Origin of the sequence: Pseudomonas sp. PS02303 (assembly GCF_029959925.1) — a bacterium.
Classification (GTDB): Bacteria; Pseudomonadota; Gammaproteobacteria; order Pseudomonadales; family Pseudomonadaceae; genus Aquipseudomonas; species Aquipseudomonas mandelii.
Genome location: NZ_JASCOM010000170.1, coordinates 1 through 12,886 on the forward strand (window position 1 = coordinate 1; position 12,886 = coordinate 12,886).

Consider the following 12,886-nt stretch of genomic DNA (forward strand, 5'->3'; position numbering starts at 1 on the left):
CGATAGCGGTGTGTCAGTCGACATTGAGGTTGTCTGACACACCGCTATCGCGAGCAGGCTCACTCCTACAGTTTGATTTGTGTTGTATCAGACGCCGGCGATTAGCTGCCGGGCCGCCTGGCTGTGATCGGCGATCAGGCCTTTGAGATCCAGCCCTTCAACCTGCCCGTCAATCACCCGCCATTTGCCACCAATCATCACCCGATCCGCGCGATCGGCACCGCACAGCAGCAACGCCGACACCGGATCATGACTGCCGGAGAAGCGCAGCTCATCGAGCTTGAACAACGCCAGATCCGCCTGCTTGCCCACCGCCAGTTCGCCGATATCGGAACGGCCCAACAAACTCGCCGACCCCTTGGTTGCCCAACCCAGAACCAGTTCCGGGGTGATCTTCTGCGCGCCATAACGTAGCCGCTGAATGTATAGCGCCTGACGGGTTTCGAGCATCATGTTCGACGCATCGTTGGACGCCGATCCATCCACGCCCAGGCCGAGCAACGCACCGGCAGCGGTCAGGTCCAGGGTCGGGCAAATGCCGGAGGCCAGGCGCATGTTCGAACTCGGGCAATGGCAAATCCCGGTGCCGGCGGCGCCGAGGCGGGCGATTTCGTCCGGGTTGAAGTGGATGCCGTGCGCGAGCCAGGTGCGTGGCCCGAGCCAGCCGACGCTGTCCAGATAATCCACGGTGCGCAGGCCGAAGCGTTGCAGGCAGAAGTCTTCTTCGTCGAGGGTTTCGGCCAAGTGCGTGTGCAGACGCACGTCGAGTTTGTTTGCCAGTTCGGCGCTGGCGGACATGATTTCCGGTGTCACCGAAAACGGTGAACACGGCGCCAGGGCGATCTGAATTTGCGCACCATCACCACGCTCGTGGTACTCGGCGATCAAGCGCTGGCTGTCCGCGAGGATCACTTCGCCTTCCTGCACGGTCTGCTGCGGTGGCAGGCCGCCGTCCTTTTCACCCAGGCTCATGGACCCGCGCGTCAGCATGGCGCGCATGCCCAGTTCGCGAACGCTTTCGACTTGCACGTCGATCGCGTTTTCCAGGCCTTCCGGGAACAGGTAGTGGTGATCGGCGGCGGTGGTGCAGCCGGACAGCAGCAACTCAGCCAGCGCGACTTTCGTGGCGAGGGCGAGTTTTTCAGGGGTGAGGCGGGCCCAGACCGGGTAGAGGGTTTTCAGCCACGGGAACAACGGCTGATTGACCACCGGCGCCCAGGCGCGGGTCAGGGTTTGATAGAAGTGGTGATGGGTGTTGATCAGGCCCGGCAGGATCACATGCTCGCGGGCATCGAAGACGTGTCCGCAGGGCGCGGACGGTTGCTGGCCAGCGGCGAGCACTTCGACGATCACGCCGTCTTGCACCACCAGGCCGCCACGGGCATCGAGGTCATTGGCAGTGAAAATGGCGAGGGGATTTTTTAGCCAGGTACGGGTCGCAGGCATATTGGCCGGCTCCTCTGAAAGTGGGGTTCAGGTTAGCCAGCTCAGTGATTACCCTGTCTGCTGATCCAGGGTCGCCGCGGGGACGAGGTGCGGAGTTTCAAACAAAACCGCCTGGCCGGCAAGTCCTGCCCGACCAGACGACGCAAACCTTATGTGGAATGAAATCCTGTAGGCGCGAGGGTGGTGTTTACCAGGGAATGGTTTCGCCTCTGTAATTCACGAAGTGATGCCCACCCTTGCCGGTGTACGCATTCACCTGATCGACCAACCCGCGCGTACTGGTTTCCACGTCGATATCGGCGCCTTCACCGCCCATGTCGGTCTTCACCCAACCCGGATGCAACGACAGCACGGTGAGTTTCTGCTCGCCCAGTTGCGTAACGAAGCTGTTGGTCATGGAATTCAGCGCCGCTTTACTGGCCTTGTACAACGCCAGCTCCGGCGCGTCCGGCATGGTCACGCTGCCCAGCACCGAGCTCATGAACGCCAGCACGCCGGTCTCCGGGCGAATCTGCCCGGCAAAACGTTGTGCCAGGTTGATCGGCGCCACGGCGTTGGTGAAAAACAATTGACCGACCTCGGCCAACGTCGCGCCGCCCGGCGTCTGAACGTCCGGCCCCTTGACCCCGGCATTCACGAATAGCAAATCGAACACTTCACCCTTGAGCTGTTGGCTCAGGGCGATGACCGCCTGCTGATCGTCCATGTCGAGCTTCTCGATCCGCACCTTGCCCAACGCCTGCAGCGCCTCGGCGTTCTGCGGGTTGCGCACGGTGGCGGTGACTTGCCAGCCGTCGGCCAGCAGGGTTTTCACCAGGCCGAGGCCCAGGCCCCGGGAGGCACCGATGATGAGTGCGGTTTTTGCCTTGGACATGAGTGGCTTCCTTGATAAATGAGGATCATGGGCTCAGTGGACAACGCTGACCGAGCCGTTGTTGCAACTCGTGGCGCAATGCACCGAGTTCGTCCATACGGGTTTCAATCAGCTTGAGTTTGTCTTGCAGCAACTGCGTGACGGCGCTGTCAGGATCCGGCGATTGCCAGATAGAGGCGACGCTGTTGCCGATCTCGCCGAGGGTAAAGCCCAACCGTTGAGCTGTCTTGATGTACAACACCAGTTGCACCATGTCTGGCGGGTAGTCGCGATAGCCGTTGGCACTGCGTTGTGCGGCGATCAGTCCGCGCTGCTCGTAGAAGCGCAGCGTGTCGCGGCTGACGGCGCTGGCCTGGGCTAATTCACCGATGCGCATCATGACGTCTCAAGAGGGGCTTGACCTTGGAGCATACTCCAGGCTTTAGCCTTGTTGCTCCCTGAATTTATGGAGCAAGGCCGATGTGGACTTCAACGCAATATCGCCGGGTGGTGCGGGGCAGCGCCTGGTATGACTTGATCGTGACGGCAGCGTTTATCACGCCGTGGAGTTTTGCCGCGTTGCACGGGGTGTTGTTGACTGTGAGTCAGGCGTTCGATTTGCCGGGCGAGTTGCCGCCGTTCGAGCCGATGCACATGTTGATGGCGAATCTGCTGGGGTCGATTGTGTGTGTCTGGGCGGTGCTGCGGATTCGTGATCCGCAGCAGGTGTTTGGGCGGTATGACGCGGTGGGGCGGTTTCTGTTTTCGGCTTGGCAGCTTTATGCCTTGGTCCATGGCGCCAGTTCGCTGTTGGTGATTTTTCTGGTCTTTGAATTGGCGTGGGGCGTGGCTCAAGTGTTGCCGGTTCGGCAGCCTTAGCGGGCAAGCCTCGCGCCTACAGGTTTGCGCAATCCGTGAAATCGGCACTGGACCTGTAGGAGCGAGCGCCGCGCCGCTCCGACTTGCCCGCGAAGAGGCCGGCCGGGTCAACCTTAATGCCCCGCCTGCCACGGCTGCCCCAACGACACCGGCGCATACAACCGTGTGCGCACCGCGTCCCGCGACAACAGCACCAACACCACAATCGTCGCGACATACGGCAACATCGCCAACAGGCTCGACGGAATCGCCAGCCCCAAACCCTGCGCCACCAGGTGCAGGATGCTCGCGAGCCCGAACAGGTACGCCCCCAGCAGCAATCGCCACACTCGCCAACTGGCAAACACCACCAGCGCCAAGGCAATCCAGCCACGGCCGGCACTCATGTTTTCCGCCCACATCGGCGTATAGGCCAGGGACAAATAAGCCCCCGCCAAACCGGCCATCGCGCCGCCAAACAGCACCGCCAGTGCACGCACACCCAACACCGGCAAGCCCATGGCACTGGCCGCCTCCGGGCTTTCCCCGACCGCTTGTATGATCAGCCCGACGCGACTTTTCAGAATCACCCACGCTACCAGCGCAAACAACGCGAACGACAGATACACCAGCAAATCCTGCGCGAACAGCATTCGCCCGATCAAAGGGATTTCACTCAGGTAAGGAATCGCCACCGGCTCAAAACCGGCCAGTGGTTTACCGACCCACGCCGCGCCGACAAACGTCGACAGGCCCACGCCGAAAATCGTCAGTGCCAATCCGGTGGCCACCTGATTGGCATTGAACACCAGCGCCACCAGCGCAAACAGCGACGACAACAGCATCCCGGCAAGCATCGCCAGCAACACGCCAAGCCACAGGTTGCCGCTGTTCAGGGCGACGATAAAACCGATCACTGCGCCAAACAGCATCATGCCTTCCTGACCCAGATTCAGGACGCCGCTTTTCTCACAGATCAATTCGCCCAGGGCCACCAACAGCAACGGCGTGCCGCAACGGACCATGGCGTAGAAAATATTGCTCAGCAGATCGATATCCATCACAGCGCTCCGGCGTGTACAGCGGTGGCTTGTGTGCGGCGAGTCCAGCGCAGGTTCAAACGCGGTCGGTAAAGAATCAGCACGTCACTGGCCAACAGGAAAAACAGCATCATTCCCTGGAACAACTGGGTGATGGCTTGCGGCAGGTTCATGCTCATTTGCGCGCTCTCGCCGCCGATGTACAGCAACGCCATCAGCAGGCTGGAAAACAGAATGCCGATGGGGTTGAGCCGCCCTAGAAACGCCACCGTGATAGCGGCATAGCCATAACCCGGCGAGACCTGCGGCACCAGTTGGCCGATCGGCCCGGTGACTTCGCTCACTCCGGCCAGCCCTGCCAATCCGCCGCTGATCAACAGCGCCAGCCAGATCAGCCGCTTCTCGCGAAACCCGACGAAACCCGCTGCACGCTTGTCCAGCCCGAGCACTTTTATCTGGAAACCGACAAAGCTTTTCTGCAGCAAAACCCAGACCGCCACCAACGCGAGCAGGGCGAAATACACCCCGGCGTGAACCCGACCGTCTTCCATCAACAGCGGCAAACGGCTGGCATCGCCGAACATCGCCGACTCCGGAAAGTTGAACCCGGCCGGGTCCTTCAACGGCCCATGCACGCAGAACAGCAGCAGGTTCAGCGCGATGTAATTGAGCATGATGCTGGTGAGGATTTCGTTGGCATTGAAACGCGTGCGCAACCACGCCGTCAGCCCGCCCCACGCGGCACCGGCCAACGTGCCGACCAGCAGGATCAGCACCAGCGCCCAGCGACTTTGCATATTGATGATATTCACCGCCAGCGCACTGCCGGCCAGGGCGCCGAGCAGCAATTGGCCTTCGGCGCCGATGTTCCAGATCCGCGCCTGATACGCCACGGCCAGCCCCAGCGCGCAGAGCAAAATAGGCAACGCTTTGACCAACAGTTCGGAGACACCATACAAGTCGCTGACCGGCGCAATCAGCAGGGTGTGCAGCGTGAGCAGCGGGTCATGACCCAACGCAATAAACAACAGCGAGCCGCAGCCCAATGTCAGGGCCGCGGCCAGCAACGGCGAGCACCACAGCATCAGGCGCGATTGCTGGCCACGGGGTTCGAGAGAAAGCAGCATGTGAAACTCCGTTAAACCGTTGCGGATGCGAGTGTTTGAGGGGCGTCGAACTGGCCGGCCATCCAGCCGCCGACATCGATCAGGCGCGTGTCGACCGTGGCCCTGAGCGGCGACAGGCGTCCGCTGCACAAGGCACCGAGCCGGTCGCTGATCTGGAACAATTCGTCGAGGTCTTCGCTGATCACCAGGATCGCCGCACCGGCATCGCGCAAGGCAATCAACGCTCGGTGAATGGTGGCGGCGGCGCCGACGTCCACGCCCCAGGTCGGGTGCGCGGCCACCAGCAATTTCGGTTGCTGAAGGATCTCGCGGCCGAGGATGAATTTCTGCAAATTGCCGCCGGACAGACTGCGGGCCGGCGCTTGGGTATCGGGTGTTTTCACGCCAAAACGACGGATGATTTCTGCCGCCAAGGCTTCGACCTTGGCCCGCTGAATCAGGCCGTTGCTGACCAGCCCTTGTTGAAACGCGGTGAGCAGGGCGTTGTTGGCGAGGCTCAGTTCGGGCACCGCGCCGTGGCCCAAACGCTCGGCGGGAACGAACGCGAGGCCGAGGTGGCGTCGCGCATCGGGCCGCAAATCGGCGACCGGCTGCCCGCCGAAACGGATCGTCCCGTTATCGTTTCGGCTCAACCGTTCTTCACCGCTGAGCAGGGCCAGCAATTCATCCTGACCATTGCCTGCAACACCGGCGATTCCGACGATCTCGCCGCTGCGCACTTCGAGGCCAATGTCCGTCAGGGAGCAGCCGAACGGGTCCGGGTTGTGCCACGACAATCCGCTCACATTCAAAAACGAGTCACCGCCGATCACCTTCGGATAATCGGTAATCAGCTCGGCGGCTTCCCCCACCATCAACCTCGCCAATTGCTGATCCGAACACTCGGACGGCACGCAATGCCCGGCCACCCGACCGCCGCGCAGCACCGTAGCGCTGTGACATAACGCGCGCACTTCACCGAGCTTGTGGCTGATGAACAGAATGCTGCAACCCTCGGCCGCGAGCCGGCGCAGGGTGATGAAGAGGTCGTCAGCCTCCTGCGGCGTAAGCACGGAAGTCGGCTCATCGAGAATCAGCAGGCGGATGTCCTGCATCAAGCAACGAACGATTTCCACCCGTTGCCGCTCGCCGATCGACAGACTATGGACAAGGCGCTCCGGTTCCAGCGCCATGCCGTAGCGTCGGGAGACTTCACGAATTTTTGGCTCAAGCTGCTTCGGCGTGCCGGACGCCGCACCCATTGCCAGGGCAATGTTCTGCGCCACGCTGAGGGTTTCGAACAGCGAGAAATGCTGGAACACCATGCCGATCCCCAGTGCGCGAGCCTGCGCCGGATTGCGCATGTTCACGCGCCCGCCCTGCCAGATCATTTCCCCGGAATCGGCGTGTGTGACGCCATAGATGATCTTCATCAACGTACTTTTGCCCGCACCGTTTTCGCCGAGCAGGGCGTGGATTTCCCCGGGAGCAATGCTCAGGTCGATGGCGTCGTTGGCCAGGCAGCCGGGGTAACGTTTGCTGATTTTGCGCAGTTGCAGTCGAGGCGTTTGATCGGGGATCGGCACGGGGTTGGGCATGACAGGCTCGGGTCGATAGGAGTTATGCCTGTGGATAAAGCAATTTCCTGGCCATTGAGTCAGGAAAACAGAAAATCCTTGCTGGCAAAGGCATTGAGGGCGCGGCCTCGCCATCTTTTGATCGTCGATCAAGCACTACTTAGGGGCAAAGTGCTTGATCAGGCTCTGCTTTTGCCCGTCGGGTATTGATCAAAAAACGAGCAACACACCGCAACCTATGCCGGATATAGGGCAGAGCCAGTCATGAACGGGTTATCCACAGGTTGTTCCACAGTATTTGTGCGCAAGCCGAAAGCACGGGCATAAGCACTGTGCGGCTATCTTCTAAAGGTGATAACCGACGCTAACTGTTTGTTTTTTCGTAAAATTAGTGGTTTGTATGGAAAGTTGGACGAAAAATGAGCAAAGCCCGCAAAGCCGCATGACAGAAGGGTTACAGCAGGATGTGCTCAGGTTATCCACAGCCGGGTGCACAGCAGATGTGGGCATCTGAACAGGCTCGATAAAAGGGCGGTGAACGGTGTTGGTGCGATCAGTGCTGCAACACAATGCGCCCGCGACTCAGGTCGGCGAGCTGAGTTTGCAGGGTCGTGATGTGCTCTTTGCCGATCGCCAATTGCAAGTCCACGCCGTTGGCGGTGAAGGTTTCTTCCACCACCAAACCTCCCGATTCAGCGACGCGCAGTTTCACCAGCGCCAACTCACCAAACGCACAGGTACAGCTCACCGGTACCCGACTGATCAGCTCGACTTTCGCCGCGCCTTGCAGGCACTTGTTGGCGCCACCGCCATAGGCCCGGGCGAGGCCGCCGGTGCCCAATTGAATGCCGCCGTACCAACGAATCACCAGCACTGCGACCTGATCACAATCCTGCGCTTCGATGGCCGCCAGAATCGGTCGTCCTGCGGTGCCGCCCGGTTCGCCATCGTCATTGCTGCGGTATTGGTCGCCGAGCTTCCAGGCCCAGCAGTTGTGCGAGGCATTCAAGTCGCTGTGCTGATCGATGAACGCCTGGGCGTCGGCAGGGCTTGCGATCGACGTGGCGAACGTGATGAAACGGCTTTTGCGAATCTCTTCGCGGTATTCGCAAAAACCGCTGAGGGTAAAAGGCATAAGTGTCTTAGATAGCTGGCGTGAGGCCGCAGCCCTTGAGGATGATGCGGATCAGGTTGTTGCCGGCGTCTTCCATGTCTTGCTTGGTCAGCTTGGTGCGGCCGCTGACACGGCAGATCTGGGTGGCGAAGTCGGCGTAATGCTGGGTACTGCCCCACAGCAGGAAGATCAGGTTTACCGGGTCGACCGGGTCCATCTTGCCGGCGTCGATCCACGCCTGGAACACCGCCGCCCGGCCCTGGAACCAGGCGCGATAGTCCTGATTGAAATACTCGGTCAGGCATTCGCCGCCACTGATCACTTCCATGGCGAAGATCCGCGAGGCTTGCGGCTGGCGACGGGAGAATTCCATTTTGGCGCGGATATAACGCGTCAGCGCTTCGGCCGGATCATCCTCGGCAGTCAAGGTATTAAAGGTGCTGTCCCATAACTCAAGGATGTTGCTCAACACCGCCACGTACAAACCGAGTTTGTTGGTGAAGTAGTAATGCAGGTTCGCCTTGGGCAAACCGGCATTCAGGGCGATGGTGTTCATGCTGGTGCCTTTGAAACCGTGACGGGCAAATTCGTCTTCGGCGGCTTTGATGATGGTCTCTTCGTTCTTCTGACGAATGCGGCTGGCGGGTTTGCCGCCGTGAGCGGGGACTTCAAAGGTCATAGGCACTTCCGGACAAGTGGATGGGTGTAGCCACTGCGTTGATAGCGCACCCACAAGCTCCAGACAAGTCCTGACGCAATAAAACCTGAACACCACAACTCCTGTAGGCGCAGTGATTGCTCGCAAAAGCGGCGTGTCAGTCGACATTAATGCAGCTGACACAACGCCTTCGCGAGCAAGCTTCGCTCCTGCAGGCTTTCGCCACTTTCAACGTGTCGCGGCCAGGCTTTCGAGGAAGCTTTCCAGCACCAAATGTGGGCGCCGGCCCTTGCGCGTGACCGATGCGAGGCTCAGGTCATAAAAACGCACGTTGGGTTTCAGCGCCCGCAATCGACCTTGCTGCACCCAGAGGCTGGCGTAATGGTCCGGCAGGTAGCCGATGAAGCGTCCGGTCAGGATCAGGAAGGCCATGCCCTCACGGTCCGAGGCACTGGCGGTGCAATTGAGCGCCTGGTAATGGGCCTGGATTTCCGCGGGCAAACGGAAGGTCGGCGCGATGGCGTCCTGGCTATTGAGGCGCTCGTCATCCAGTTGTTTATCGTCGACATAAAACAATGGATGACCGACCGCGCAATACAGCAGCGAGCGTTCGCTATAAAGCGGCTGATATTCCAGCCCCGACAGTGCGCTGGCCTGCGGCACCACGCCGACATGCAATCGACCGTCGAGCACCCCTTGTTCAACTTCATTTGGCGCGATCATGCGGATCTGAATCTGCACGTCCGGCCCGCGTTCCTTCAGCTGTGCCAGCGCATGGGTGATGCGCATGTGGGGCAGGGTGACCAGGTTGTCGGTCAGGCCTATGGTCAATTCGCCGCGCAAGTGTTGGTGCAGGCCGTTGACCTCAGTGCGAAAACTTTCCAGCGCACTTAATAGCTGCAAGGCCGATTGATAGACCTCGCGACCTTCCTCGGTCAGGGAAAATCCGGCGCGACCGCGTTGGCATAAACGCAGACCGAGGCGCTGTTCCAGATCGCTCATCTGCTGGCTGATGGCCGAGCGGCCGATCCCCAATACCGACTCTGCCGCAGAAAAGCCTCCGCACTCCACCACACTGCGAAAGATCCGAAGCAGGCGGATATCAAAGTCACTGACTTGCGCCAGCGGATCGGGGCGACGGCTGCTCATGCTTTAATTACTCAAAGTTTAGTGGATGGCTGACTGAACGTTAGAAGAGTTGGATTTCAACGACTTTATCCTCGTGGCAATTTAGCTGCAAGAACGCTTTTGATCTCTATGCCGCTTATTGCCCTGCGAGGTTTTGCCCATGAACTTGCCCGAAAACGCCCGATCTCCTTTGGCCAGCCAGCTCAAGCTCGATGCCCACTGGATGCCCTACACCGCCAACCGTAATTTCCAGCGCGATCCACGACTGATCGTTGCTGCTGAGGGCAGTTGGTTGACGGACGACAAGGGGCGCAAGGTCTACGATTCGCTGTCGGGTCTGTGGACCTGCGGCGCCGGGCACACTCGCAAGGAAATCCAGGAAGCGGTTGCCAAGCAGTTGGGCACCCTCGATTACTCGCCAGGCTTCCAGTACGGCCATCCGTTGTCGTTTCAACTGGCCGAGAAAATCACCGATCTGACGCCGGGCAATCTGAATCACGTGTTCTTCACTGACTCGGGCTCCGAGTGCGCTGACACGGCGGTGAAGATGGTGCGTGCTTACTGGCGTCTGAAAGGCCAGGCCACCAAGACCAAAATGATCGGTCGTGCCCGTGGCTATCACGGTGTGAACATCGCCGGCACCAGCCTCGGTGGCGTGAACGGCAACCGCAAAATGTTCGGTCAGGCGATGATGGACGTCGATCACCTGCCGCACACCTTGCTGGCGAGCAATGCCTATTCCCGTGGTATGCCGACGGAGGGCGGTATCGCCTTGGCCGATGAACTGCTCAAGCTGATCGAGCTGCATGACGCTTCGAACATCGCCGCCGTATTCGTCGAGCCAATGGCCGGTTCCGCTGGCGTGCTGGTTCCGCCGCAGGGTTATCTGAAGCGTCTGCGCGAGATCTGCGATCAACACAACATCCTGCTGGTGTTCGACGAAGTGATCACCGGTTTCGGCCGCACCGGTTCGATGTTCGGCGCCGACAGCTTCGGTGTGACCCCGGACCTGATGTGCATCGCCAAGCAAGTCACCAACGGCGCGATTCCGATGGGTGCGGTGATTGCCAGCTCCGAGATCTACCAGACCTTCATGAACCAGGCGACGCCAGAGTACGCGGTGGAATTCCCGCACGGTTACACCTACTCCGCGCACCCGGTGGCTTGCGCCGCTGGCCTGGCTGCACTCGACCTGCTGCAAAAGGAAAACCTGGTGCAGAACGTGGCTGAAGTCGCGCCACATTTCGAAAATGCGCTGCACGGCCTGAAGGGCTCGAAAAACATTATCGATATTCGTAACTACGGTCTGGCAGGCGCGATCCAAATCGCACCGCGTGATGGCGACGCCATCGTGCGTCCGTTCGAAGCGGGCATGGCTCTGTGGAAAGCCGGGTTCTACGTGCGCTTCGGCGGCGACACCCTGCAGTTCGGCCCAACCTTCAACAGCAAGCCGCAAGACCTTGATCGTCTGTTCGACGCGGTCGGCGAAGTGCTGAACAAAATCGAATGATTTTCCCTTCTATATAGAGGCGCCCTTTGAAGGGCGTCTCGTGGACAAATTTTCAGGAGCCCCGCATGAGCCTTATCCCGCATTTGATCAATGGCGAACTGGTGACCGAAGACGGTCGCACGGCCGACGTGTTCAACCCGTCCACCGGCCAGGCCATCCACAAGCTGCCTTTGGCCAGCCGCGAAACCATTCAGAAAGCCATCGACTCGGCCAAGGCTGCGTTCCCGGCCTGGCGTAACACGCCGCCGGCCAAACGTGCTCAGGTGATGTTCCGCTTCAAGCAACTGCTGGAGCAGAACGAAGCGCGTATCGCCCAGTTGATCAGTGAAGAGCATGGCAAGACCCTGGAAGATGCTGCCGGTGAACTGAAGCGCGGAATCGAGAACGTTGAGTTCGCCTGCGCAGCGCCGGAAATCCTCAAGGGCGAGTACAGCCGTAACGTCGGTCCGAACATCGATGCCTGGTCGGACTTCCAGCCGTTGGGCGTGGTGGCGGGTATTACTCCGTTCAACTTCCCGGCCATGGTTCCGCTGTGGATGTATCCACTGGCGATTGTCTGCGGTAACTGCTTCATCCTCAAACCGTCCGAGCGTGATCCAAGCTCGACGCTGTTGATCGCTCAACTATTGATCGAAGCCGGCCTGCCTAAAGGTGTGCTGAGTGTGGTGCATGGCGACAAGGCGGCGGTGGACGCGCTGATCGAAGCGCCGGAAGTCAAAGCGCTGAGCTTCGTTGGCTCGACGCCGATTGCCGAATACATCTACGCCGAAGGCACCAAGCGCGGCAAACGCGTCCAGGCACTGGGCGGCGCGAAGAACCATGCGGTGCTGATGCCGGATGCGGATCTGGACAACGCGGTGAGCGCACTGATGGGCGCGGCTTACGGTTCTTGCGGCGAGCGTTGCATGGCGATCTCGGTGGCCGTGTGTGTGGGCGACCAGGTGGCGGATGCGTTGGTGGCCAAGTTGGTACCGCAAATCAAGGCGCTGAAAATCGGTGCGGGTACTTCCTGTGGGCTGGACATGGGGCCACTGGTTTCCGGTCAGGCTCGCGATAAAGTCAGTGGCTATATAGAAGACGGCGTTTCTTCGGGCGCGTCCCTGGTGGTTGATGGTCGTGGATTGAGCGTGGCCGGTCATGAGGAAGGTTTCTTCCTGGGTGGCTGCCTGTTCGACAACGTCACGCCAGAGATGCGCATCTATAAAGAAGAGATTTTCGGGCCAGTGTTGTGTGTGGTTCGGGTCAACAGCCTGGAAGAGGCGATGCAACTGATCAACGATCACGAATATGGCAACGGCACCTGCATCTTCACCCGTGATGGGGAAGCGGCGCGGTTGTTCTGTGATGAGATCGAAGTCGGCATGGTCGGCGTCAACGTGCCGTTGCCGGTGCCGGTTGCTTATCACAGCTTCGGTGGCTGGAAGCGTTCGCTGTTTGGCGATCTGCATGCGTATGGCCCGGATGGCGTGCGCTTCTATACCCGTCGCAAGGCCATTACCCAGCGCTGGCCGCAGCGTGCGAGCCATGAAGCGTCGCAATTCGCATTCCCTAGCTTGTAAGTAGAAGGGCAGAAGGCCGAGCCCCTTGGGGCTCGGC

General features: G+C 60.0%; 13 protein-coding genes. 4 read left to right on the forward strand and 9 right to left on the reverse strand.

Annotated features, from left to right (window positions below; genetic code table 11):
* Positions 1-87: 87 nt before the first annotated feature.
* The 3 genes from QMX98_RS25505 to QMX98_RS25515 all read right to left on the reverse strand — a co-directional run bounded on the left by QMX98_RS25505 (position 88) and on the right by QMX98_RS25515 (position 2,696).
* Positions 88-1,446 (reverse strand): 8-oxoguanine deaminase, encoded by a 1,359-nt coding sequence (locus QMX98_RS25505; protein WP_077750219.1) that lies wholly within the window; start codon positions 1,444-1,446, stop codon positions 88-90.
* A gap of 187 nt (positions 1,447-1,633) precedes the next feature.
* Positions 1,634-2,320 carry an SDR family oxidoreductase gene (locus QMX98_RS25510; RefSeq protein ID WP_010463780.1) on the reverse strand — a complete coding sequence of 229 codons (687 nt, stop codon included), beginning with the start codon at positions 2,318-2,320 and terminating at the stop codon, positions 1,634-1,636.
* 25 nt (positions 2,321-2,345) lie between these two features.
* Complete coding sequence (locus QMX98_RS25515) at positions 2,346-2,696, reverse strand: MerR family transcriptional regulator (protein WP_010463778.1); 351 nt, start codon at positions 2,694-2,696, stop codon at positions 2,346-2,348.
* Positions 2,697-2,779: 83 nt separating this feature from the next.
* Between QMX98_RS25515 and QMX98_RS25520 the strand changes: the two genes are divergently transcribed.
* Positions 2,780-3,178 (forward strand): hypothetical protein, encoded by a 399-nt coding sequence (locus tag QMX98_RS25520; protein WP_282411553.1) that lies wholly within the window; start codon positions 2,780-2,782, stop codon positions 3,176-3,178.
* Between the two features lie 113 nt (positions 3,179-3,291).
* On the opposite strand, the gene QMX98_RS25525 is transcribed toward QMX98_RS25520, so the two are convergent.
* Genes QMX98_RS25525 through QMX98_RS25535 form a run of 3 tightly spaced genes read right to left on the reverse strand, consistent with a single transcriptional unit; the run spans position 3,292 to position 6,901 of the window.
* On the reverse strand, positions 3,292-4,218 hold the full coding sequence (locus QMX98_RS25525) for an ABC transporter permease (protein ID WP_077750221.1): 927 nt from the start codon (positions 4,216-4,218) through the stop codon (positions 3,292-3,294).
* Entirely contained in the window at positions 4,218-5,324 is a 1,107-nt protein-coding gene (locus tag QMX98_RS25530; RefSeq protein ID WP_282411554.1) for an ABC transporter permease, read from the reverse strand. Before QMX98_RS25530 ends, QMX98_RS25525 begins: the two co-directional genes overlap by 1 nt.
* A gap of 11 nt (positions 5,325-5,335) precedes the next feature.
* Positions 5,336-6,901, reverse strand: coding sequence for an ABC transporter ATP-binding protein (locus QMX98_RS25535; RefSeq protein WP_077750223.1), 1,566 nt, complete (start codon positions 6,899-6,901; stop codon positions 5,336-5,338).
* A gap of 30 nt (positions 6,902-6,931) precedes the next feature.
* On the opposite strand from QMX98_RS25535, the gene QMX98_RS25540 reads away from it, so the two are divergent.
* A complete protein-coding gene (locus QMX98_RS25540) occupies positions 6,932-7,090 on the forward strand; it encodes a hypothetical protein (protein WP_282411555.1) in 159 nt (52 codons plus the stop codon).
* 343 nt (positions 7,091-7,433) lie between these two features.
* Here QMX98_RS25540 and QMX98_RS25545 read toward each other — a convergent pair whose 3' ends face one another.
* From QMX98_RS25545 to QMX98_RS25555, 3 genes are all read right to left on the reverse strand, one after another.
* Positions 7,434-8,015, reverse strand: a complete 582-nt coding sequence (locus tag QMX98_RS25545; RefSeq protein WP_102595206.1) for a YigZ family protein — start codon at positions 8,013-8,015, stop codon at positions 7,434-7,436.
* 7 nt (positions 8,016-8,022) lie between these two features.
* On the reverse strand, positions 8,023-8,673 hold the full coding sequence (locus QMX98_RS25550) for a TetR/AcrR family transcriptional regulator (RefSeq protein WP_010463768.1): 651 nt from the start codon (positions 8,671-8,673) through the stop codon (positions 8,023-8,025).
* A gap of 207 nt (positions 8,674-8,880) precedes the next feature.
* Positions 8,881-9,801, reverse strand: a complete 921-nt coding sequence (locus QMX98_RS25555) for a LysR family transcriptional regulator (protein WP_010463766.1) — start codon at positions 9,799-9,801, stop codon at positions 8,881-8,883.
* 139 nt (positions 9,802-9,940) lie between these two features.
* Between QMX98_RS25555 and QMX98_RS25560 the strand changes: the two genes are divergently transcribed.
* Together QMX98_RS25560 and QMX98_RS25565 are read left to right on the forward strand one after the other, a co-directional pair.
* A complete protein-coding gene (locus QMX98_RS25560; RefSeq protein WP_282411556.1) occupies positions 9,941-11,290 on the forward strand; it encodes an aspartate aminotransferase family protein in 1,350 nt (449 codons plus the stop codon).
* A gap of 65 nt (positions 11,291-11,355) precedes the next feature.
* Positions 11,356-12,849 carry a CoA-acylating methylmalonate-semialdehyde dehydrogenase gene (locus QMX98_RS25565; RefSeq protein ID WP_010463762.1) on the forward strand — a complete coding sequence of 498 codons (1,494 nt, stop codon included), beginning with the start codon at positions 11,356-11,358 and terminating at the stop codon, positions 12,847-12,849.
* Positions 12,850-12,886: the final 37 nt, after the last annotated feature.